Origin of the sequence: Cryobacterium sp. TMT2-4, from assembly GCF_004402575.1 — a bacterium.
GTDB classification, from domain to species: domain Bacteria; phylum Actinomycetota; class Actinomycetes; order Actinomycetales; family Microbacteriaceae; genus Cryobacterium; species Cryobacterium sandaracinum.
In genome coordinates, this window is the sequence record NZ_SOGE01000014.1 from 32,781 (window position 1) to 54,966 (window position 22,186).

Annotated in this window: 17 protein-coding genes; 8 read left to right on the top strand and 9 right to left on the bottom strand. The window is 70.7% G+C overall.

Annotated elements, in window-relative coordinates; translation table 11 throughout:
- Positions 1-51 precede the first annotated feature (51 nt).
- The 3 genes from E3O54_RS03865 to E3O54_RS03870 all read right to left on the bottom strand — a co-directional run bounded on the left by E3O54_RS03865 (position 52) and on the right by E3O54_RS03870 (position 2,891).
- Entirely contained in the window at positions 52-1,674 is a 1,623-nt protein-coding gene (locus tag E3O54_RS03865; protein WP_134400984.1) for an NAD(P)/FAD-dependent oxidoreductase, read from the bottom strand.
- 71 nt (positions 1,675-1,745) lie between these two features.
- A complete protein-coding gene (locus E3O54_RS16200; RefSeq protein WP_166785361.1) occupies positions 1,746-1,904 on the bottom strand; it encodes a hypothetical protein in 159 nt (52 codons plus the stop codon).
- Positions 1,905-1,976: 72 nt separating this feature from the next.
- Entirely contained in the window at positions 1,977-2,891 is a 915-nt protein-coding gene (locus E3O54_RS03870; RefSeq protein WP_104099920.1) for a LysR family transcriptional regulator, read from the bottom strand.
- 141 nt (positions 2,892-3,032) lie between these two features.
- On the opposite strand from E3O54_RS03870, the gene E3O54_RS03875 reads away from it, so the two are divergent.
- From E3O54_RS03875 to E3O54_RS03895, 5 genes are all read left to right on the top strand, one after another.
- Positions 3,033-6,653 (top strand): bifunctional proline dehydrogenase/L-glutamate gamma-semialdehyde dehydrogenase, encoded by a 3,621-nt coding sequence (locus E3O54_RS03875; protein ID WP_104099962.1) that lies wholly within the window; start codon positions 3,033-3,035, stop codon positions 6,651-6,653.
- A 173-nt stretch (positions 6,654-6,826) separates the two neighbouring features.
- On the top strand, positions 6,827-7,849 hold the full coding sequence (locus E3O54_RS03880; protein ID WP_104099919.1) for a 3-oxoacyl-ACP synthase III: 1,023 nt from the start codon (positions 6,827-6,829) through the stop codon (positions 7,847-7,849).
- A complete protein-coding gene (locus E3O54_RS03885) occupies positions 7,846-10,659 on the top strand; it encodes an alpha/beta fold hydrolase (protein ID WP_241976737.1) in 2,814 nt (937 codons plus the stop codon). The genes E3O54_RS03880 and E3O54_RS03885 overlap by 4 nt, the downstream gene beginning before the upstream one ends.
- 103 nt (positions 10,660-10,762) lie before the next feature.
- Positions 10,763-11,731 (top strand): NAD(P)-dependent oxidoreductase, encoded by a 969-nt coding sequence (locus E3O54_RS03890; protein ID WP_134400985.1) that lies wholly within the window; start codon positions 10,763-10,765, stop codon positions 11,729-11,731.
- 146 nt (positions 11,732-11,877) lie between these two features.
- Positions 11,878-12,651, top strand: coding sequence for an ABC transporter permease (locus E3O54_RS03895; RefSeq protein ID WP_174720184.1), 774 nt, complete (start codon positions 11,878-11,880; stop codon positions 12,649-12,651).
- Between the two features lie 62 nt (positions 12,652-12,713).
- On the opposite strand, the gene E3O54_RS03900 is transcribed toward E3O54_RS03895, so the two are convergent.
- Positions 12,714-13,151 (bottom strand): Lrp/AsnC family transcriptional regulator, encoded by a 438-nt coding sequence (locus E3O54_RS03900; protein ID WP_104099917.1) that lies wholly within the window; start codon positions 13,149-13,151, stop codon positions 12,714-12,716.
- A gap of 347 nt (positions 13,152-13,498) precedes the next feature.
- Here E3O54_RS03900 and ddaH point away from each other — a divergent pair, with 347 nt between their 5' ends.
- Together ddaH and rocD are read left to right on the top strand one after the other, a co-directional pair.
- On the top strand, positions 13,499-14,377 hold the full coding sequence (ddaH, locus tag E3O54_RS03905) for a dimethylargininase (RefSeq protein WP_134342537.1): 879 nt from the start codon (positions 13,499-13,501) through the stop codon (positions 14,375-14,377).
- A gap of 8 nt (positions 14,378-14,385) precedes the next feature.
- Positions 14,386-15,630 carry an ornithine--oxo-acid transaminase gene (rocD, locus tag E3O54_RS03910; protein WP_104099958.1) on the top strand — a complete coding sequence of 415 codons (1,245 nt, stop codon included), beginning with the start codon at positions 14,386-14,388 and terminating at the stop codon, positions 15,628-15,630.
- Between the two features lie 108 nt (positions 15,631-15,738).
- On the opposite strand, the gene E3O54_RS03915 is transcribed toward rocD, so the two are convergent.
- The 4 genes from E3O54_RS03915 to E3O54_RS03930 all read right to left on the bottom strand — a co-directional run bounded on the left by E3O54_RS03915 (position 15,739) and on the right by E3O54_RS03930 (position 19,044).
- Entirely contained in the window at positions 15,739-16,998 is a 1,260-nt protein-coding gene (locus E3O54_RS03915) for an alpha-hydroxy acid oxidase (RefSeq protein ID WP_134400986.1), read from the bottom strand.
- Positions 16,999-17,014: 16 nt separating this feature from the next.
- On the bottom strand, positions 17,015-17,815 hold the full coding sequence (locus E3O54_RS03920) for a FadR/GntR family transcriptional regulator (protein WP_104099915.1): 801 nt from the start codon (positions 17,813-17,815) through the stop codon (positions 17,015-17,017).
- A gap of 322 nt (positions 17,816-18,137) precedes the next feature.
- A complete protein-coding gene (locus tag E3O54_RS16775) occupies positions 18,138-18,497 on the bottom strand; it encodes a glycerophosphodiester phosphodiesterase family protein (protein WP_233191235.1) in 360 nt (119 codons plus the stop codon).
- A gap of 151 nt (positions 18,498-18,648) precedes the next feature.
- A complete protein-coding gene (locus E3O54_RS03930) occupies positions 18,649-19,044 on the bottom strand; it encodes a sortase (protein WP_104099914.1) in 396 nt (131 codons plus the stop codon).
- 116 nt (positions 19,045-19,160) lie between these two features.
- Here E3O54_RS03930 and E3O54_RS03935 point away from each other — a divergent pair, with 116 nt between their 5' ends.
- A complete protein-coding gene (locus E3O54_RS03935) occupies positions 19,161-20,627 on the top strand; it encodes a peptide MFS transporter (protein WP_134375169.1) in 1,467 nt (488 codons plus the stop codon).
- Between the two features lie 241 nt (positions 20,628-20,868).
- Here E3O54_RS03935 and E3O54_RS03940 read toward each other — a convergent pair whose 3' ends face one another.
- Positions 20,869-22,182, bottom strand: a complete 1,314-nt coding sequence (locus tag E3O54_RS03940; protein WP_134342539.1) for an MFS transporter — start codon at positions 22,180-22,182, stop codon at positions 20,869-20,871.
- Positions 22,183-22,186: the final 4 nt, after the last annotated feature.

Genomic DNA, 22,186 nt, shown 5'->3' on the forward strand with positions numbered 1-22,186 from the left:
CCTTCTCCGGGCGGGGATCAACAGCCACGCCCTCCGGCCGGGACCCGGCGCCTACCCCTCGAGCACCGCCATCGCCGCATTGTGACCGCCGATGCCGCTGACGCCGCCGCCGCGTCTGGCGCCCGCCCCACAGATCAGAATCCGCGGATGCTCCGTCGCCACCCCCCAACGCTCGGCCGCGGTGGATCGCGGCGCGTCGTCCTCGAGGAACGGCCATTCCAGAGGACCGTGGAAGATGTTGCCGCCGGGGAGGTTGAGGGCGTGCTCCAGGTCGAGCGTGGTCTTCGTCTCGATGCAGGGCCGGCCGGCGGCATCGCTCAGCAAGAGGTCCTCGATGGGTTCGGCCAGAACGGAATTCAGCGACGCCAGAACGGCGGCTTGCAGCCGGTCGCGGCTGACGTCGTTGTTCTCCTCGGTGAGCCAGCGGTGCGGGGCGTGCAGCGCGAACACCGTGAGGGTCTGCGCGCCGGCGGCGACGAGCTCGGGGGAGAGGATGCTCGGGTCGCTGAGCGAGTGGCAGTAGATCTCGCAGGGCAGCAGCTCGGGGAAGCCGTCGTGGTCGGCCTGGTCGTAGGCGCTCTCCAGCTGCGTCAGGGTCTCGTTGATGTGGAAGGTGCCGCCGAACGCGGCCTCGGGGGACACGTCCTCGTCGCGCAGCAGCGGCAGTCGGCGGAGCAGCAGGTTCACCTTGACCTGCGCGCCCTCCGGTTTGGCGTCGGGCCCCGCGCTCGGCCCGGCACTCGGGCCGGCACCCGGCTCGACGTCGGGGCGCACGGATGCCGGCGCGGCCTCGCCGAGGAGACCCCGCAGCACCCACGGGGCGACGTTGGCGAGCACGTGCCGGCCCTGAACGACCCGCAGGGCGCCGCCGTGCCGGTAGCTCACCTCGCCCTCCGGCGTGACGCCGGTGACCTCGGCCTCCGTCACGATCCGGGCGCCGGCCTGCCGGGCGGCCTTCTCCAGCTCGCCGGAGACGGCGCCCATGCCGCCGACCGGCACGTCCCAGTCCCCGGTCCCGTTGCCGATGACGTGGTACAGGAAGCAGCGGTTCGCGTCGAGCTCCGCGCTGTCCAGCGACGTGAAGGTGCCGATCAGGCCGTCGGTGGCGACCACCCCGCGCACGAGGTCGTTCTGGAAGCGATCACGGAGCGCGCCGCCGAGCGGCCGCTCGAAGAACTGCTCCCAAAGCATGTCGTCTCCGAGCAGGGTCCTGGCCTCCGAGCGCGTGGGCAGCGGCTCGCAGACGGTGGGGAAGAGCGCCCGGGCAACGCTCTCCGTGTCACGGTAGAAGGCATTCCAGGCGGAAAAATCGGCGGCCGCGCCGACCCGGTCGAAGCTGGCGCGGGTGGCCGGCTCGTCGCCGCGGTCGACCAGGAGTCCGGTTCGGGTGTCGGCCGGATCGGGGGTGTACGAGGAGTACCGGCGCCGGGCCAGCCCGATCTCGAGACCGAGCTCGTCGATGATTCGCTGCGGGAGCAGGCTGACCAGGTAGGAGTAGCGCGAGAGCCGCGCGTCGACGCCGGGGAAGGCCGGGGCGGAGATGGCCGCGCCTCCGACGTGTTCGCCTTGCTCGAGTAGGAGAACGCTTTTGCCGGCCAGGGCCAGATAGGTGGCGGCCGTCAGGCCGTTGTGTCCGCCGCCGATGATCACGACATCGTGTGTGGGTTCGCTCATGCACCGAGACTACTCAGGAACCGAGACCAGCCCGGGGCGTCGGGCCCGCGCAGCTTGCCCGCCCGGCCGGGTCAGTCGGCACGTTCGAGCGCGCCGAGCTCGTCGGCGTCGCCACTCATCGACCAGGTGCCGACGAGCCGGTTGCAGCCGTCGGTGCCGGTGGAGCATCCGGTCAGGCCCAGCGCGAGGGCGACGGCGGCGAAGGCGAGCACAGCGGTTGGCTTCGTCATGGTGGGGCTCCGTTCACGGGTGTCGACGCGAGCCGCCGGACGCGCCCGTTCAACGATCAAAGCCGGGGAAGGTCAGCCTGTCACCGGGGCGGCTACCAGTTCCACGGCGCGGGCCAGGGCGTCGCGCACGGCGAGCACGCCCGGTCGGCTGGCACTCGAGCGCCGGGCCGAGGAGAAGACGGTGCGTAGCGGCCCGCCGGGCAGCTCGACACCGCGGACGGTCGGCATCTTCCCGGCCCAGATCAGGTCCGGCAGGATGCCGACGGCATTGCCGGATTCGATCAGGCGGATGTGCGCGATCAGGTCGGCCGTCTCGAACCTCACGTCGGGCTCGAATCCCGCCGACCGGCAGAGCTGGGTCGCCCAGTGCCGTGAGGCGGTTCCCTCCGGCTCCATCACCCAGGGCAGATCGGCGGCGTCGGCGAGCGACGCTGCCGCCGCGCGGCCGCCGCGCGAGGGCGGAACGGCCAGCCGGAGCGCATCCGTCGCCAGGTTCACACGGTCCAGGTCAGGCCAGTGCACCCGGGTGTGCCCGGGATACTGTTCGGCGAGCACGAGGTCGAAATCGCGCGCAGACACCTCGAACAGGCCGCGCTCCGGCTCGCGCTCGGTGACCTCGACCCGCAGCTCGGGGAACTCCTCGGCGAGCAACGTGAGGGCCTGAGGGATGAGGGCGTGCGCCGCGGACTGGAACAGGGCCACGCGCACCGTGCCGGACACGGTCGTCAGCGACGCGGTCATCTCCGCCTCGGCCAGTTCCAGCCGTTCGAGCAGGTAGGTCGTGTGCAGCACCAGAACCTCGGCCTGCGGGGTGAGCCGCACCCGGCGCCCGACCTTCTGCAACAGGGAAACCCCGGCCTCTTTCTCCAGTAGCGCAAGCTGCTGCGACACGGCGGACGGGCTGTAAGCGAGGGCCTCAGCGACTCCCGCCAGGGTGCCGCGGATCTTGAGCTCGTGCAGCAGACGCAGTCGGCGCACATCCAGCATCCGTCACCCTCCTCGATCGTCTCAATACTGATCATAAATGCTAATCAATATCGATCATAAAGATTCGCTTTTGCTAAAGGAACGGAAACCTCACACTGAGAGCAGCCGTCCGCCGTGAACGAAAGAACTAGCCTCGTGACCATGACCAACTCCACTCCATCCGTGCAGCACGATCTCAGCGCCGATGTGGTCGCCCTCGTGCAGAAGTGGCTCGCCGAGAGCGCCACGATCCCCGCCGACCTGTCGGCCCAGCGCCTCGCCGGCGTGCTGAAAGACCCGAACGGGCTCGACTTCACCGTGGGCTTCGTCGACGGCGTCATGCGCCCGGAAGACCTCATGGTCGCCGGCTACAACCTGCAGAAGGTTGCAAAACAGGCGCCCGGCTTCCTGCCCTCCTACCTGCGCGCGGCCATCGGCCTCGGCGGCGTGCTCGGCCCGGTGGTGCCCTGGGTGGTCATCCCCGCTGCGCGAAAGGTGCTGCGCCAGATGGTCGGGCACCTGGTCGTGGACGCCACGCCCGAGAAGCTCGGTCCGGCGATCGCCCACCTGCGCGAGTCCGGCAACCGGCTCAACATCAACCTGCTCGGCGAGGCCGTGCTCGGGGAGAAGGAGGCGCTGCGCCGCCTCGAGGGAACCCGCGCCCTGCTGGCCCGCGACGACGTGGACTACGTCTCGATCAAGGTCTCCTCCATCGCCAGCCAGCTGTCGATGTGGTCCTTCGACGAGGCCGTCGACCGCGTCGTCGAACGCCTGACCCCGCTCTACGAGCTGGCGGCGGGGGGCGGTTCGACCACCGGGGGCGGCTCCACCACCGGGGCCAAGTTCATCAACCTCGACATGGAGGAGTACCGCGACCTCGACCTCACCATCGCGGTGTTCGAGCGCATCCTCGACCAGCCTCAGCTGCTGCACTTGGAGGCCGGCATCGTGCTGCAGGCCTATCTGCCCGACGCCCTCGGGGCCCTGCAGGGTCTTACCCACTGGGCGCAGGGCCGCCGGGCCGCGGGCGGAGCCCCGATCAAGGTGCGCGTCGTCAAGGGCGCCAACCTGGCGATGGAACACGTCGACTCGGCCGTGCACGACTGGCCGCTGGCGACCTACTCCACCAAGCAGGACAGTGACACGAACTACAAGCGCGTGCTCGACTGGGCCTTCACCCCGCAGAACACGGATGCCGTCAAGATCGGCGTCGCCGGCCACAACCTCTTCGACGTGGCCTGGGCCCATCTCCTGGCCACGAAGCGCGGCGTGGACGACCGGGTCGAGTTCGAGATGCTGCTGGGCATGGCCACCAGCCAGGCCGAGGCCGTGAGCCGCGACGTCGGCCGCCTCCTGCTCTACACGCCCGTCGTGAACCCGGCCGAATTCGACGTGGCCATCAGCTACCTGATCCGCCGCCTCGAGGAGAACGCCAGCCAGGACAACTTCATGTCGGCGGTGTTCGAGCTGACGAGTTCCCCGCAGCTCTTCGACCGCGAGAAGGAGCGGTTCCTGGCCTCTCTCGCGGGCCTCGACGCGGTCGTCCCACAGCCGAACCGCCGCCAGGACCGTACCCAGGTCACCCAGCTCGATGCAGCCGGCCGCGGCGAGGTACCCGCAAGCGAATCCGGCGATGACGAGGATGAATTCGGCGACGAGTCCGGCGTCGGGCTCACCGCAGCCGTGCTCGGGCTCACCCGCGGCTCGGTCGAGAGCCTGCCGCACCCCGGTTTCCACAACGAACCCGACACAGACCCGTCCCTGCCCGCGAACCGGGCCTGGGGTCGTCACATCCTGAGCCGGGTCGAGACCTCCACGCTCGGGCTGGACGCCATCCGTGACGCCCGGGTCAGCGACCCGGCCGAGCTGGACCGCCTGATTGAGGCCGCGGCGGCCTGCGGCGCCGCCTGGGGGCAGCGCACCGGAGCGGAGCGCGCCGCAGTGCTTCACCGGGCCGGGCTCGCGCTCGCCGCGAACCGCGACCGCCTGATCGAGGTGATGGCCGCCGAAACCGGTAAGACCATCGCCGAGGGTGACCCCGAGGTCAGCGAGGCGATCGACTTCGCCCACTACTACGCCGAACGGGCCCGCGACCTCGACGCCGTGCAGGGCGCGATCTTCGTGCCCTCGAAGCTGACCGTGGTCACCCCGCCGTGGAATTTCCCGGTAGCCATCTCCGCCGGCGGCGTGCTCGCCGCCCTCGCGGCCGGCTCCGGCGTCATCGTCAAGCCCGCCAAGCTCGCCCAGCGTTCCGGCGCGGTCATGGTCGAGGCGCTCTGGGAAGCCGGCGTGCCGCGCGACCTGCTCGTGCTCGTGGACCTCGCCGACCGGGAACTGGGTACCCGCCTGATCTCGCACCCGGCCGTCGACCGCGTCATCCTGACCGGGGGCTACGAGACCGCGCAGCTGTTCCGCAGCTTCCGCGAGGACCTGCCCCTCCTGGCCGAGACAAGCGGCAAGAACGCCATCATCGTCACTCCCTCCGCCGACCTCGACCTCGCCGCCGCCGATGTCATCAAAAGCGCCTTCGGGCACGCCGGGCAGAAGTGCTCGGCCGCGAGCCTGGTCATCCTGGTCGGATCGGTCGCCAAATCGGAGCGCTTCATCAGTCAGTTGACGGATGCCGCGACCTCCCTGCGCGTCGGCCGCCCCTCCGACCCGGTCACCCAGATGGGCCCCATCATCGAGCCGGCCGAGGGCAAGCTGCGCCACGCCCTCACCACGCTCGGCGTCGGCGAAAAGTGGCTGGTCGAGCCCCAGCAGCTCGACGAGTCCGGCACCCTCTGGTCGCCGGGCATCCGCACCGGGGTGCTGCCCGGCTCCTACGTGCACCTGACCGAGTTCTTCGGGCCCGTGCTCGGAGTGATGCACGCCCGCAACCTGGCGGAAGCCATCCGTTTCCAGAACGCGGTCGACTACGGCCTCACCTCGGGGCTGCACTCGCTCGACCCGGCCGAGCTGACCGAATGGCTGGACACGATCGAGGCCGGCAACCTCTACGTGAATCGTGGCATCACCGGCGCGATCGTGCAGCGCCAGCCCTTCGGCGGCTGGAAGCGCTCGGCCGTGGGACCGGGCACCAAGGCCGGCGGCCCGAACTACCTGTACGGGTTCGGCAGCTGGGTGAGCGAAGCCGGCCGCAACAGCTCGACGCTCCACCTGCGCGGCCTCGACCAAACCGTCACCGCCCTGATAGAGGCGGCGCAGACCGTGCTCGACTACGCGGACTTCGACGTGCTGCGCCGGTCGGCGCTGAGTGACGCGCTGGCCTGGCGCGACGAGTTCGGCGCGGTCAGGGACGTCTCAGACCTCGGTCTCGAACGCAACCTGTTCCGCTACCGCCCGCTGCCCGTCACCGTGCGCCTGACCGAGGCCGGCACCCTCGCCGACCTGCTGCGCGTGATCATTGCCGCGACCCTGTCGACGGCGTCGTTCGAGGTCTCCAGCGCCATCCCGGTGCCGCCGATGGTGCGCAACGTGCTCGCCGAGCGCGAGATCGCGGTCTCGGTCGAGAGCGACGACGAATGGCTGCAGCGGGCCGAGGCCGGTGGCATCCGCACCAGCCGGGTGCGCCTGATCGGCGGGGACCGCCTGACAGGGGCGCAGGCGGAGGCCTCCCGCCTGGCCCACGCGCTCGGCGGCAGCCCGGACATCGCGGTGTACGCACACCCCGTCACCCAGGCCGGCCGGGTCGAGCTGCTCCCGTTCCTGCGCGAGCAGGCGATCTCGATCACGGCGCACCGCTTCGGCAACCCGAGCACACTCTCCGAGGGGATCATCTAGGGGCCGGGCTGCGGCCCGTGCGACGGCGGTCGACCACAAGGCTAAAATAGGACTTTGGTGGCCGCAGTCTGCGGTCGACTGCACCAGCAGGAGTGCGGACAACGATCAGGCTTCTGGTGCACAATGATCGAGGCGCGGCTGACCACTGCTGCAATTCGACAGGGGATCCACAGTTGGACGGTAACGCAACGACGACGCACCGCAATGTCGCCCTGCTGTCGGTGGCGACCGAGCTCGCCCCGCAGGTCACGACCTCGGTGGACATCGATCGTCGCCTGCAGCCGGCCCTCAAACGGCTGAAGCTGCCGAGCGGCCTGCTCCAGCGGGTGGCGGGCGTGCACGAGCGCCGCAACTGGGCGCCCGGCCAGGCCTTCGACGACGCGGCCGTCGCGGCCGGCACGCGCGCCCTGGCCGCCGCCGGCATCCAACCGGGCCAGGTCGGCCTGATGATCAACACCTCGGTGACCCGCAAGCACCTCGAGCCCTCGGTGGCCGTGCGCATCCACCACGGCCTCGGCCTGCCCTCCTCGGCCACGAACTTCGACATCGCGAACGCCTGCCTCGGTTTCGTCAACGGCATGACCCTGGCCGCACAGCTGATCGACTCCGGCCAGGTGCAGTACGCCGTGATCATCGACGGGGAGGACGCCGACGAGATCCAGACCAACACGATCGAGCGCCTCGGCCGCCCGGACATCAACCGCAAGGACTTCATGAGCGAGTTCGCGAGCCTGACGCTCGGCTCCGGCGCGGCCGCGGCCGTGCTCGGTCGGGCCGACGCGCATCCGGAGGGGCACCGCATCCTCGGCGGCGTGACCCGCGCCGCCACCGAGTTCAACGGCCTCTGCGTCGGCAGCGTCGACGGCATGTTCACCGACGCCAAGGCGCTGCTCAAGGGTGGCATGGAGCTCGTCGTTTCGGCCTGGACCGAGGCCAAACGCGACTGGAACTGGTCGGGCATGGACCGGTACATCCTGCACCAGGTGTCGGATGTGCACACCGACGCGATCGTGAAGGCGACCGGGCTGGACCGCAGCCGGGTGCCGCTCACCTACCCGCTGTACGGCAATGTGGGGCCCGCGTCGATCCCGATCACCCTGGCCGAGGAAGCCGCGCGGCTCAGGACCGGCGACCGGGTGCTGCTGATGGGCGTCGGCAGTGGCCTGAACACGGCCATGATGGAACTCGCCTGGTGAAGCGCGGCTCTGCCCCCGTGTCCTACCGTCTCCCGCGCGCCGCGGCGACGCCGGCGCCCGCGTCCCTGCCGCCGGCCGGCCTGTCGGGGCTCGATGCCGCGTTCTCGCGCCTGGTGCCGGTCGTGTCGACCGCCTCCGGGCATCCGGTCACCCGCACCTGGCACCTGCTCGACAACGCGGAGCGTCTCGCCGAGCTGGGCGTCACCCCCGTGGGCACGGTGCTCTGCGTGCACGGTAACCCCACCTGGTCCTACCTGTGGCGCGAGTTCGTCACGGCGGCGACGGATGCGGCCTGTCACGGCGGCGAGGCCTGGCGCGTCATCGCCGTCGACCAGCTCGAGATGGGCTTCTCCGAGCGAAGCGGCGCGGTGCGCCCGCTCGCCACGCGCGTGCGGGACCTGGGCGAGCTCACCGACACCCTCGGCCTGGCCGGCCCGGTGGTCACCTTCGGTCACGACTGGGGCGGGTCGATCTCGCTCGGCTGGGCCGTCGACCACCCGGACGTGCTCGCCGGGGTCATGCTGCTGAACACGGCCGTGCACCAGCCGAGCGATGCGCCGGTGCCGGCCCCGCTGCGGCTGGCCCTGCGGAGCAGCGTGCTCGGCTCCGGCACTGTGGCCACGCCGGCGTTTCTGGAGACGACACTGGCACTGGCGCACCCGCCGCTTCCGGCCGCGGTGAAGCAGGCGTATCGCGCGCCCTACCGCGGCGCGGCCCGCCGCGGCGGGATCGGCGCGTTCGTCGCCGACATCCCGGTGCATGGCGCACACGAAAGCGCGGCCGAAATCGCCCGCATCTCCGGCGGCATCCGCGACCTGACCGTACCGGCCCTGATGCTCTGGGGCCCGACCGACCCGATCTTCAGCGATCGCTACCTCGACGACCTCGTGGACCGCCTGCCGCACGCGGACGTGCATCGCTTCGAGGGTGCCGGGCATCTCGTCATGGAAGACGTCGACTACGCCGCGGCCGCCCTGACCTGGCTCGGCGACCGCGCGGTGCCTGCCGCTGCAATCGCCGCTGCCGCCTCCGCCGCTTCCTCCGCTGCCCCTCAGGTTGCCGTTTCGGTCGAACAGGGTGTGGACGGCTGGGCGGCCGGCGAGCGGCATCCGCTCTGGCACTATCTGGACGAACTGCAGAACAGCGACGAGACCGCGCTGATCGACATGGCCCCGCCCGGGGGCGGCGCACCCCGCGTCGTCAGCTGGCGCCTGCTCTCCCGGCGGGTGCGGCAGCTCGCCTGCGGCCTCGATCGTATCGGCGTGCGGAAAGGCGACCGGGTCTCGCTGCTCGTTCCACCCGGCGCCGACCTGACCGCGGTGCTCTACGCCTGCGTGCGGATCGGCGCGGTCGTGGTGGTCGCGGATGCCGGCCTCGGCCTACGCGGGCTGACCCGCGCCGTGCGCGGCGCGCGCCCCGACCACGTGATCGGCGCCGTCCCCGGGCTGCTCGCCGCCCGGGCCCTCGACTGGCCCGGCCAGAAGATCTCCGTGGCGCGGTTTCCCCGCGCCGCCATGCGCGCCCTCGACATCTCCGCCACCCTCGCCGAGCTGATCGCGCTCGGCGGGGACGAGCAGCTTCCGCCGCCGCCGGAACCCGGAGACACTGCCGCCGTGCTGTTCACCTCCGGCTCGACCGGGCCGGCCAAGGGCGTCGTCTACACGCACGGCCAGCTCGCCGCGGTCAGCCACGCGCTGTTCGCGCAGTACGGCGTGGGCCGCGGCACCGGCCTGGTGGCCGGCTTCGCCCCGTTCGCGCTGCTCGGCCCGGCCCTCGGCGCCCGCTCGGTGACCCCGGACATGGACGTGACGAAGCCGAAGACCCTGACCGCCGCATCCGTCGCCGCCGCGGTCGCCGCCATCGACGCGACCGTGGTATTCCTGTCGCCGGCCGCGCTGGCCAACGTCGTGGCCACCGCCGGCAGCCTGACCGCCGCCGACCATGTCAGCCTCGCCGGCGTGTCGAGCTTTCTCTCCGCTGGTGCCCCCGTCTCCGAGCCACTGCTCGCGGCCGCGGCCCGGCTGATGCCGTCGGCCTCCGCGCACACGCCCTACGGCATGACCGAGGGGCTGCTGATGGCCGACATCTCGCTCGACGGCATCCGCGAGGCGATGGCCACGGCGACCACGCCGGGGGTCTCGCCGTCTGCCTTGTCCTCTGCCGCGACGGCGACGGATGCCCCGGCCGGCCCCGGCGGGGTCTGCGTCGGCCGCGCGACGGCGACCACGCGCATCCGCACGAGCGCCCTCGACGCCCAGGGGCACGCCACCGGCGAGCTGTCGGAGGCCGCCGGGGTCACCGGCGAGATCGTGGTCTCCGCGCCGCACGTCGAGGACCACTACGACCGCCTGTGGCTGACCGACCGGGCCGCCCGCAGCGGCGCCGTGCCCGGTGAACGCTGGCACCGCACGGGCGACGTCGGGCACTTCGACGACGCCGGACGCCTCTGGGTGGAAGGGCGCCTGCCGCATGTGATCACGACGGCGACCGGCGTCGTGACCCCGGTCGGTCCCGAGCAGCGCATCGAGTCCGTCGCAGCGGTGGCCCGGGCCGCCGTCGTCGGGGTTGGGCCGACCGGCACCCAGCAGGTGGTCGCCGTGGTCGAGACCCGCACGCCGACCCGCCGGGTCGCGCTGGCCGACCCCGGGCTGGCCGCCGCCGTGCGTGCCGTCGCGGGGCTGCCGCTGGCCGCGGTGCTGGTCGTGCCGCACCTGCCCACGGACATCCGTCACAACTCGAAGATCGACCGCACCCGGCTGGGGCGCTGGGCCGGCGGCATCCTATCCGGCGCGCGGATGACCCGCCCGTGAGGCGCCTCTCGCGTCACGCGCAGGCTGCGCCCCTCCGCTGCCGGCACGCCACGCGCGCAGCGACGCAGCACCCGCGCAGCACATTTTCGCCGACGGTGCTGCCGTGAGGGTGCTTGTCACCGGGGCCAGCGGCTTCCTCGGCCGGGCCGTCGCGGCCGAGATCGCGGCCGCCGGACACGAGGTGCGAGCCTTCCAGCGGCGCCCGTCGGGCGTGCCCGGCGTGACCGACCTACTCGGCTCGGTCACCGCGCCCGCCGAGGCCCGGCGCGCCGTCGCCGGAATGGACGCGGTCGTGCACCTGGCCGCCAAGGTGTCCCTGGCCGGCAGCCCGGCCGAGTTCGCCGCCGTGAACGTGGGCGGCACGCGCACCCTGCTGGCCGCGGCCGCGGATGCCGGAGCCTCCCGCTTCGTCTTCGTGTCGTCGCCCTCGGTCGCCCACACCGGGGCATCCATTGTCGGCAGCGAAGCCGAGCCGGCCGACCCGGCCGAAGCCCGCGGTCCCTACGCCCGCACCAAGGCCGAGGCCGAACTGGTCGCCCTCGCCGCGGATTCGGCCGCCCTGCGCGTGGTCGCCGTGCGGCCGCACCTGGTCTGGGGCCCGGGAGACACCCAGCTCGTGGCCCGGATCGTCGAGCGCGCCCGCGCCGGACGCCTGCCGCTGCTCGGCCACGGCGCCGCCCTGATCGACACCACCTACATCGACAACGCCGCCACGGCCATCGCGGCAGCCCTCGATCAGGCCGACGCCGTGCACGGCCGCTCCTACGTGATCACGAACGGGGAGCCGCGGCCGGTCGCCGAACTGCTCGCGGGCATGTGCCGGGCCGCCGGCGTGCCGGCGCCGGCCTGGCGGGTCCCGGCCGGAGTTGCCCGCGGTGCGGGGGCGCTGATCGAGGCGGCCTGGCGCATCCGTCCGGGCGCCGACGAGCCGCCGATGACCCGGTTCCTGGCCGAGCAGCTCTCGACCGCGCACTGGTTCGACCAGCGCCGCACCCGGTCCGAGCTGCGGTGGACGCCCGCGGTGAGCCTCGATGAGGGCTTCCGCCGCCTCGCCGCCTCGTACGACGGCTAGCTTTCTCGGGCACTGGCGGCCTCAACGGATGCCCAGGGCCGTCCGTGCGATCGCCAGCGCCCCTTCCGCGCGCTGACGGAGCCCAGTCGTTGACGGATTCCGATCACCGGGGCCTGCCGGGCGCGGCGGCTCGCTAGGCTCGTCACGTGACCTGGCCCCGCGACCTCCCCGCCCAGCTGGCCGGACTGGCGCCGACCCTGCTCGGGATCGCGCTGCTCATCGCGATCGTCACGCTGGTGCTGCGCGGCTACCGGGTGCCGCATCCGTTCGCACCGGCCCTCGCCGTGCTGCGCGGCGCCCTGCAGCTCGCCGCGATCAGCCTGATCCTCAGCGGCATCATCTCCGACCCGTTCTGGGTCGGCGTGGGTCTGGCGGTCATGTTCACCGCTGCGGTCGGCACGGTCACCCGCCGGATCGGCGCCACCCGGCGGCACGCGGCCTGGGTGGCCGCCTCGATGGGCCTGGGCGTGATGGTCACCCTCCTCGTGGTCTTCGGCACCGGCGCGCTCGAGTTCACGCCGCGCTACGTGTTGTCGTTCGGCGGCATCATCATCGGCAACGCCATGTCGATCGCCACGCTCTCCGGCCGGCGCTTCACCGAGGGCGTGACCGAGCACTGGGAGGAGGTCGAGGGCTGGCTGGCCCTCGGCGCCACCCCGCGCCAGTCCACCCGAGAACTGGCCTGCCGCGCGGTGTACTTCGCCCTGATCCCCTCGACCGACCAGACGAAGACCACCGGGCTGGTCACGCTGCCCGGAGCCTTCGTGGGAGCGATTTTCGGTGGAGCCTCGCCGCTCGAGGCAGGGCGGTTCCAGATCGTGGTGCTTGCCGGCATCCTCTGCGCCGGATCGATCGCGGCGGTCGCCCTGATCCACCTGCTGGCCCCCGTGACCCGGCGCCCCGTCCCGGTGCCGGGCTAGCGACACGCGCCGCGCTGATGTCCTCGGCGCCGGCCGGTCCGATCCTGCTGGGAGCCGGGCGGCTACTCGGCGGAGCGGTGAATCAGCCGGGAGAGCACGATCGCGCTGCGGGTGTGGTCCACGTTGGGTGCCAAACGCACCTTTTCCAGCGCCGCCTCCAGACCGGGGATGTCCCGGGCCCGGATGTGCACGATGGCGTCGGCGCTGCCCGTGACGGTTCCGGCGTCCACGACCTCTGGCACCCCGGACAGGATGCGCAGTAATTCCTCGGGCGCCACGGTGCCGCGGCAGAACAGCTCGACGTAGGCCTCGGTGCTCATGCCGTCGATGGCCGGATCCACCTGGATGGTGAAACCGCGGATGACGCGGTCGGCCACGAGCCGGTCGACTCGGCGTTTCACGGCCGACGCCGAGAGTCCGACGACCGAGCCGATATCGCCGTATCCCGCCCGGGCGTTCTGGCGGAGCAGGTCGAGAATGCCACGGTCGAGGTTGTCCATGCCGAGAGTCTAGGGGGCATCGTTGCGCTGGCGCACTCATTAACGCAGAAAACCCGCGCCCGATAGCGCAATTCACTGGATAGCTGCGCCGTGGCGAGCGGACCAGCGGGCGGACGTGCGGCATCCGTCATCGCCCGTTGTGGCGGAAAACTGCGTGAGGGGCCGGACGCGCGCACGTTTTCGGCGCAGAGTGGGGTGCACATCCGATTCGTGCTGTGTGAGACTAAGCATGGCGTCTCTGCCCAGGCGTTTCGTGCCGGCAGAGCTCTCGTGAGTGACCTGGTCCGCCATCCACCCCGCCAGCCGACCTCACCCGAAGGGGGCGGATGGCCGCCGAAGGAGTCACCATGTCGACCAACCTCACCGCCCCGAACCTGGACGAGCTCGTCTCGCCGGCCCTTCCCGTGCGCACGCCCGTCAAGCGCACCGTGCTGATGTGCAAGCCCGAATTCTTTTCCGTCGTCTATCGCATCAACCCCTGGATGGATCCCGCCATCCCGACGGACACCGCGCTCGCCGTCGCCCAGTGGCAAACGCTTCACGACACCTATGTCGGCCTCGGCTTCGACGTGCACCTGATCGAACCCGTCGACGGCCTGCCGGACATGGTCTACGCGGCCAATGGCGGATTCGTCATCGACAACATCTCCTACGGCGCGGCCTTCACCTACGCCGAACGCCAGCCGGAAGGTCCGGCCTACATGGACTGGTTCGGCGCCAACGGCTTCGACGTGCGCGTGCCGGCGGAGATCAACGAGGGCGAGGGTGACTTCCTGCTCGTGGGCGACGTGATCCTCGCGGGCACCGGGTTCCGCAGCGCCTCGAACAGCCATGAAGAGGTGTCGGCGATCTACGGCCGCCCCGTGATCACGCTCAACCTGATCAATCCGAGCTTCTACCACCTCGACACGGCCATCGCCGTGCTCGACGCGTCGCCGGCCACGGGCAACGGCGAGATCGCCTACCTGCCGAGCGCGTTCGACGAGCCGAGCCTGGCCATCCTGCGCGAGCGATTCCCGGACGCCATCATCGTCGCCGAGGAGGACGCGGCCATCCTCGGCCTCAACTCCTATTCCGACGGCTACAACGTGGTCATCGCCGCGCGGGCGAAGGGCTTCGAGGCCCAACTGCGCGCCCGCGGCTTCAACCCGATCGGGGTCGACCTGTCCGAGCTGCTGCTCGGTGGAGGAGGCGTGAAGTGCTGCACCCTGGAGCTGCGCCGATGACCGACCCGATGACCGACCAGGCCACCGCCCCGGCCGCCGCGCTCGGACAGGCCGCGTATATCGCGCTGGAAGACGAGCACGCGGCCCACAATTACCATCCGCTGCCCGTGGTCGTCGCGTCCGGCGACGGCGCCTGGGTGACGGATGTCGACGGCCGCCGCTACCTGGACTGCCTGGCCGCGTACTCCGCGGTCAACTTCGGCCACTCCAACCCGCTCCTGTTGGACGCCGCTCGCGAGCAACTGGGCCGCATCACGCTCACCAGCCGCGCCTTCCACAACGACCAGCTCGGCCCGTTCGTGACCGCGCTCGCCGAGCTCTCCGGCAAGGACATGGTCCTGCCGATGAACACGGGCGCCGAGGCGGTGGAGTCCGGCATCAAGGTGGCCCGCGCCTGGGGCTATCGGGTCAAGGGCGTCGCCGCCGGGATGGCGAACATCATCGTGGCCGGGGAGAACTTTCACGGCCGCACCACCACGATCGTCAGCTTCTCCGACGACGAGTCGGCCCGTAAGGATTTCGGGCCGTTCACGCCGGGGTTCCGCACGGTTCCCTACGGAGACGCCGCGGCCCTCGAGGCTGCGATCGACGCGAACACGGTCGCGGTGCTGCTCGAGCCCATCCAGGGCGAGGCCGGCATCGTCGTGCCGCCGGCCGACTACCTGCCGGCCGTGCGCGAGATCACGAACCGCCACAATGTGCTGTTCATCGCCGACGAGATCCAGTCCGGCCTCGGCCGCACGGGAGCGACCTTCGCTTGCGACCTGGTGGGCGTCGTTCCTGACCTCTACCTGCTCGGCAAGGCACTCGGCGGCGGCATCGTGCCGGTCTCGGCGGTCGTCGGCAATCGGGACATCCTCGGCGTGCTCCGCCCCGGCGAGCACGGCTCGACCTTCGGCGGCAACCCGCTGGCGGCGGCCGTCGGCCTCGCCGTGGTGAAACTGCTGGCCACCGGCGAGCAGCAGGAGCGCGCGCGCGTTCTCGGCGCCCGCCTGCACGACGGGCTGACCGGGTTGATCGGCCAGGGCGTCGTGGCCGTGCGTGGCGCCGGCCTCTGGGCCGGCATCGACATCGACCCGACGCTGGCCCCCGGCCGGGTGGTCTGCGAGGCCCTCTTGGCCCGCGGCGTGCTCGCGAAGGACACCCACGGCTTCACCATCCGGTTGGCCCCGCCGATCGTGGTCTCCGAGGCCGACCTCGACTGGGCGGTCGAGCAATTGGCAGCCGTGCTCGCAGAGCTCGCCGCCGCGTAGCCGAGCCGCCGAGTTATCCCGCTTGTGCCGAGTTGACCCGCTGGAACGGGTCAGCTCGGCACAAACGCCGACACTCGGCGAGGTGCGGCCGGCCGGGTGGCCACGACACTACACGCCGACGGATGCCGCCACCGGCTGCGCGATGCGGCCGAGGCGTGCGAGCTGGGTGACGTGGCCCGGCTCGAGCTCCTCCAGGCTGTTCACGCCGAGCAGTCGCATGGTGCGGGAGACCTGCTCGGAGAGGATCTGGACGGCCCGGTCGACGCCGGCCTCGCCGCCGGCCATCAGGCCGTAGAGGTAGGCGCGGCCGACCAGGGTGAAGCGGGCACCGAGGGCAACGGACGCGACGATGTCGGCGCCGCTCATGATGCCCGTGTCCAGATGCACCTCGTATTCGCTGCCGACCTCGCGCACGACGTTCGGCAGCAGGTGGAACGGGATCGGGGCGCGGTCGAGCTGGCGCCCGCCGTGGTTGGAGAGGATGATGCCGTCCACGCCGAGGTCGGCGAGCGTGCGCGCATCCGCCAGGCTCTGTACGCCCTTGACGACGATCTTGCCGGGCCACTGCGCCTTGATCCAGGCCAGGTCCTCGAAGGTGACGGTGGGGTCGAACATGGTGTCGAGCAGGTCGGCGACTGTGCCGCTCCAGCGGTCGAGGCTGGCGAAGGCGAGCGGTTCGGTGGTGAGGAAGTTGATCCACCACTCCGGCCGCGGCAGTGCGTTGATGACCGTTCCGGCGGTCAGGGCCGGCGGGATCGAGAAACCGTTGCGCTTGTCGCGCAGGCGCGCGCCGGCCACGGGCACGTCCACAGTCACCAGCAGGGTGTCGTAGCCGGCCTTCGCGGCCCGGTCCACGAGCGCCATCGAGCGGTCGCGGTCCTTCCACATGTAGAGCTGGAACCAGTTGCGCCCGTGGGGGTTCGCGGCCTTGACGTCCTCGATCGACGTGGTGCCCATGGTCGACAGGGAGAAGGGGATGCCGGCCCGGGCCGCGACGTGGGCGCCCGCGATCTCACCCTCGGTCTGCATCATCCGGGTGAACCCGGTCGGGGCGATTCCGAAGGGCTGGGCCACGGGGGCGCCGAGCACGTCCCAGCCCGTCGACACGGCCGACACGTCCCGCAGGATCGACGGGTTGAACTCGATGTCCTCGAAGGCCTGGCGGGCACGGCCCAGCGACAGCTCGGCCTCGGCGGCGCCGTCGGTGTAGTCGAACGCGGCCTTGGGGGTGCGCTTCTTGGCGATGTCGCGCAGGTCGTAGATGGTGAGCGCGCCCTCGAGGCGGCGCTTCTTCGCGTTCAGCTCGGGGGTCTTGAAGTGCATCAGCGGGGCAAGGTCTTTGATCTTCGGGATGCGTCGTTGAACCATGGTCGAAGGGTCCTTTCTATCGGGCCACCGGGTGCCCGTTGGCATCCGTGTGGTCGTTGGCGAAGAGGTCGGGCAGGTGGTTGGCAAGGTGGGTTTCGGCGTAGTAACCCGCGATATGGGACTGCACGAGGCTGCGGGCGGCCGGGGGATCGCCGGCCTCGATCGCGCCGAGGATCGCGCGGTGTTCGGTGCGGAGACGGGCGGAGGTGTCGGGCCAGGAAGTGAGGCTGGTCGCGCCCGCCCGCACATAGCCCTCGATGGCACTGCGCAGCCCCGCCATCGTGGCGGTCACGACCTGGTTGCCCGATGCGGTGGCCAGGGCCAGGTGGAACGCGGCGTCGAGGGCCAGGAATTCCCCCTCGGTCAGCGCGGGAGACTCCATGGCGCAGAGCAGCAGCTCGGGCGTCGTCAGGTCGGGGTGCAGGGAGGCGTTGGCGTCCATGGTGGAACTGGCCTGGGCGGATGCCTCCGCCAGCTCGGTCACGACCGAGGCCTCGAGCACCAGCCGGGTCTTGACCACGTCAGAGACGGGGAACCCCTGCGCCGCCACCTGCAGACGCATCAGCGCCGACATGCCGCCGCCGGGCAGGGCCACGATGATCGCACCCGCCGTGGGCCCCGACCCGGCGGACGTGCGAAGCAGCCCGAGCACTTCGAGCACCCGGATGGCCTCGCGCACGCTGGACCGTCCGACGCCCAGCTCGGCGGCGAGGGCCCGCTCGGGCGGAAGATGGTCACCCGGGCGTAGTCGCCCACTGAGGAGATCCAGCTCGATGTTCTGCAACACGACTTCCCAGGCACGGCGTTCGATGCTCATGGGCTCCTCCTCGACGTTGGGGTGGCATGCGGTGTGCCCGGCGGGGATCATGCGTCGGGCGGTGTGGTCTGACCACACGCTACACGACGCGCCCGATGCGCACCAGCGCCCGGGGCGCATCCGTCACCGGGTATACGCCGCCGGCACCTTCAGGCCGCACTCAGGCTGGTCAAGTCCGCGGTCTCGTTCACCGTCCACGGGACGACCGGGAGGCCGAGGCCGCCCAGGTTCGGGCTGGATTCGGGCTGCCCGACGCCCGGTCAGGAATCCCCGCTCGATCGGGCCCCCAGGGTCAGATCCGGGGCGATTTGCCGGGTGAGGTTCAGTGACGCCCAGTCGAAGCTCTGCAGGACTGACCGATCCGACTGCCGGGGGTGTTCGCCTGCTCAGGGAAGCCCGGCGACTGCTGGTAGCCGCAGTCCAGGGTGCGGATCTCGGCCAGGCTCAGGTCGCGCACCCGGTCGTCGGCATAGGGAAAGGCCGAGTCGCCGGGGAACGCGGGAGCGGCGTCGGCGCATTTGCTGGACGTCATCACGTCGTCGTGCCACACCACCACCTGGTTGGCACTGGACAAATGGGTGTCCAGCTCGAGTGTGCTCACACCCAACTCGGGAGACCCGGCGAAGGCGGTCAGTGATTCCTCGGTCCACTGGCCGCGGCCGCCGCGATCAGGATTGAGCACATTGCGTGGTTCCCCTGGAGTTGCGTGAACCGGCGGCAGTCCGCCTCCGGTTCTCCACGCTGCGAACCGGACGTGGCCGGGGTGGAGAGGTCGTTCCGAGCGCTGACCGGGCCTGGTCACGGCGGCGGGCTCCGTGCGAACGCAGAGGATCTCAGATGAAGAGCAGCACGATGCCGAGCACGCCGGACGCGGCACCGATGCCGAGCAGGATCAGGCCGGTCAGGCGCAGTGCCCGGCCCTCGGCCTCCGGGGTGTGGGTGCGACACCGGGAGGGGGTGCGGAGGCTGAACCAGACCGGCACGTCGTCGCCGGGCGCGAGCCCGTGCGTCTCGTGTGTGTTCGCCGGGCACTCGTGCACCTCGCCGTCACGGTCGAACCAGCGGATGACCGTTCCGGCCCGGGAGGACGCGATGACGCCATCCGTCAGTACCCAGCGACCCTTCACACCGCGCGCGACGAGACCGGCCGCGAAGAGTGCCCCGCCGACGGCCAGGCCGATCAGGGTCAGCACCTCGCTGAGGAGGGAAACGAGCGAGAAGGTGTCCACGTTGCCCCTTCCCGGTCGTCGTAACGGTACGGGCAAAATCGTACCGTGCCCTCCGGGCCGGATGCCGCGACCCTGCCGATGCCCCCAGGTCTGGGGGCACACGGTAAGGTCAAGCAATGAGCTCGGTTGTTGAACAATCTCCCACCCGTGACGACCGAAGCTTCCTCGGACAGCCTCGCGCCCTCGCCAACGTGTTCGGCGTCGAGATGTGGGAGCGGTTTTCGTTCTACGGGATGCAGGGCATCCTGCTGCTCTATTTGTACTACTCCGCGGCCGACGGCGGCCTCGGGATCCCGCAGGCCACCGCGGCAGGCATCGTGGGGGCCTACGGCGGCGGCGTTTACCTGTCGACCATTCTGGGAGCCTGGGTGGCCGACCGCCTGGTGGGCTCGGAGCGGGTGCTCTTCTGCAGCGCCATCGTGATCGCGGTGGGGCACGTGGCACTCGCTCTCCTGCCGGGCCTCGGCGGCGTGGCGACCGGGCTCATCCTGATCGCGCTGGGCAGCGGCGGGCTCAAGGCCAACGCGACCAGCGTCGTGGGCGCGCTCTACGCCAAGGACGACCCTCGGCTCGACGCGGGCTTCTCGCTCTTCTACCTCGGCATCAACCTGGGTGCCTTCTTCGGGCCGGTCCTGACCGGCCTGCTGCAGACGACCCTCGGCTTCCACTACGGGTTCGGGCTCGCCGCCGTGGGGATGGCGATCGGCCTGGTGCAGTACTCCTTCGGCCGCAAGCGCCTGCCGGCCATCGTGCACGAGGTGCCGAACCCGCTGCCGGCGTCGCGCCACGCCGGCTACCTCTGGGCCGCGATCGCAACGACCGCCGTGATCGTGGTGCTGGTCCTGCTCGGCGTGATCACGGCATCCGGCCTGGTCACCATCGTTATCGCGCTGACCCTGATCGCCACGGTCTGCTACTTCGTGGTCATCCTGCGCAACCGTCAGATCACCGCCCTCGAGCGCAAACGCGTCTACGCGTTCATGCCGCTGTTCGTGGCCAGTGCCGCGTTCTGGTCCCTCTCCCAGCAGCAGTTCACGGTGGTGACCATCTACACCGACGAACGGCTCAACCGCGACGTGTTCGGCTGGGAGCTGCCGGTGTCGTGGGTGCAGTCGTTCAACCCGGTCTTCATCATCCTGCTCTCGGGTGCCTTCGCCGCGCTGTGGACGCGCTGGGGTTCCCGTCAGCCGTCCACCCCGGTCAAGTTCGCGTTCGGCACCGCGCTGATGGGTTCCGCGTTCCTGCTGTTCCTCCCGTTCGTCGACGGCGGCCCGAATTCGACGCCACTGCTCGCGATGATCGCGATCCTGTTCGTGCTCACGGTGGCGGAGCTTCTGATCGGACCGGTCGGCCTGGCCGTCACGACGCGGCTCGCCCCGGAACCCTTCAAGACCCAGATGGTCGCGCTGTTCTTCCTCTCGATCGCCCTGGGCACCGCGGTGTCCGGCTGGCTCGCCGAGTGGTACACATCGGTGTCGGAGACGGTCTACTTCAGCGTGATCGGCGGGGTCGCGATCGTGCTCGGGCTGTTGCTCGCACTGATCGCCCGACCGATCCTGCGGCTGATGAACGGCGTGCGCTGACCGGCATCCGTCAGCCGAGTGGATGCCAAGCGATTCGTTGTGTTGCGCCCCACAGGCTCAGAGCTGGCTGCACCGCGCGGACTCTGTTCAGCAAGGGGGGCGCGGTGTCCGGTGTTGAACCAATTCGACGGAGAATCTGAGCGAAACCTGCTTTTTCGGGCCTTATGGCAACGATTTGGGCAGAATCTCCGTCGAATTCGTTCGGGGAGAACTACCGCCAGGCTCGTCGGGTCTCACTCCGCTAGCGCGTCGCCGTGGCCTCGACGATCGCGATTTCGCGGGTGGCGGTCTCGGCGGTGCGGCCGTCTCCGTCGTGGTGCACCCGCATTCGTGGGGTCATGCCCCGGCGGAACCGTACCCGCAGGCTGCGGTAGCGCACCATCCAGAAGAGCACCGCCCCGGCCGCGAGGAGGCCCGAGAGCGCGGCCACGCCCAGCGCCCAGCGCGGGCCGAACTGGTCGGCTACCCAGCCCACCAGGGGCGCCCCGAGTGGCGTGCCGCCGGCGAAGATCGCCATATAGAGCGCCATCACCCGGCCGCGCATGGCCGGCCGCGTCGTGGTCTGCACGTAGGCGTTCGCGGTGGTCATCAGGGTCAGCGAGGACAGGCCGACGAAGGTCAGGGAGATCGCGAAGGTCAGGTAGTTGGGCATCACCGCGGCCACAGCGCAGGACAGGCCGAACGCGAAGGATCCGACGATGACCAGACGCAGCCGCGGCCGGCCGCGACGGGCGGCCATCAGCGCGCCCGCGACGGAGCCGATGGCCATGATCGAACTGAGCAGCCCGAACTCGCTGGCACCCATGCCGAACTCGACCGTGGCCATCGTCGCCGTGAAGATCGCGAAGTTGAAGCCGAAGGTGCCCACCAGGAAGACGGTGATCAACACGACGATGATGTCTGGCCGGCGGGACACGTACCGGAAGCCAGCCATCAGCTGTCCCCGCTCGCGGGTGGCCCGCGGCTGCGGCCTCAGCTGAACGGTGCGCAGAAGAGTCATCGCGAGCACCGTCGCCGCGAACGTCGCCGAGTTGATCATGAAGACCCAGCCGGCGCCGACGGCGACCGTGAGCAGCCCCGCGGCGGCCGGTCCGATCAGCCGAGCGCCGTTGAACGATGCGGAGTTGAGGGCCACGGCGTTCGGGAGGTCGTTGTCGGAGACCAGCTCCGACACGAAGGTCTGGCGGGCGGGGGCGTCGATCGCCGCGACGATCCCGAGGCCCAGGGCGAAGAGGTAGACGTGCCACAGCTCCGCGACTCCGGTGACGGTGATCACACCGAGGCCGAGGGCGAGCAGGCCCATCAGGGTCTGCGTCAGGATGAGCAGTCTGCGCCGGTTGAACCGGTCCGCGATGAGGCCGGACCAGGGCATCAGCACGAGCTGGGGCCCGAATTGCAAAGCCATCACGATGCCCACCGCGGTGGCGTTGTAATCGGTCAGTTCGGTCAGCACGATCCAGTCCTGGGCCGTGCGCTGCATCCAGGTTCCGATGTTCGACACGAGGGCCCCCGCGAACCAGATTCGATAGTTCGGGATGCTCAGGGAGCGGAACATGTTG

Coding starts and splice junctions, on each gene's coding strand:
- E3O54_RS03865 (WP_134400984.1), bottom strand. CDS start 1,674: ATGAGCGAACCCACACACGATGTCGTGATCATCGGCGGCGGACACAAC.
- E3O54_RS16200 (WP_166785361.1), bottom strand. CDS start 1,904: ATGACGAAGCCAACCGCTGTGCTCGCCTTCGCCGCCGTCGCCCTCGCG.
- E3O54_RS03870 (WP_104099920.1), bottom strand. CDS start 2,891: ATGCTGGATGTGCGCCGACTGCGTCTGCTGCACGAGCTCAAGATCCGC.
- E3O54_RS03875 (WP_104099962.1), top strand. CDS start 3,033: ATGACCAACTCCACTCCATCCGTGCAGCACGATCTCAGCGCCGATGTG.
- E3O54_RS03900 (WP_104099917.1), bottom strand. CDS start 13,151: ATGGACAACCTCGACCGTGGCATTCTCGACCTGCTCCGCCAGAACGCC.
- ddaH (WP_134342537.1), top strand. CDS start 13,499: ATGTCGACCAACCTCACCGCCCCGAACCTGGACGAGCTCGTCTCGCCG.
- rocD (WP_104099958.1), top strand. CDS start 14,386: ATGACCGACCAGGCCACCGCCCCGGCCGCCGCGCTCGGACAGGCCGCG.
- E3O54_RS03915 (WP_134400986.1), bottom strand. CDS start 16,998: ATGGTTCAACGACGCATCCCGAAGATCAAAGACCTTGCCCCGCTGATG.
- E3O54_RS03920 (WP_104099915.1), bottom strand. CDS start 17,815: ATGAGCATCGAACGCCGTGCCTGGGAAGTCGTGTTGCAGAACATCGAG.
- E3O54_RS03935 (WP_134375169.1), top strand. CDS start 19,161: ATGAGCTCGGTTGTTGAACAATCTCCCACCCGTGACGACCGAAGCTTC.
- E3O54_RS03940 (WP_134342539.1), bottom strand. CDS start 22,182: ATGTTCCGCTCCCTGAGCATCCCGAACTATCGAATCTGGTTCGCGGGG.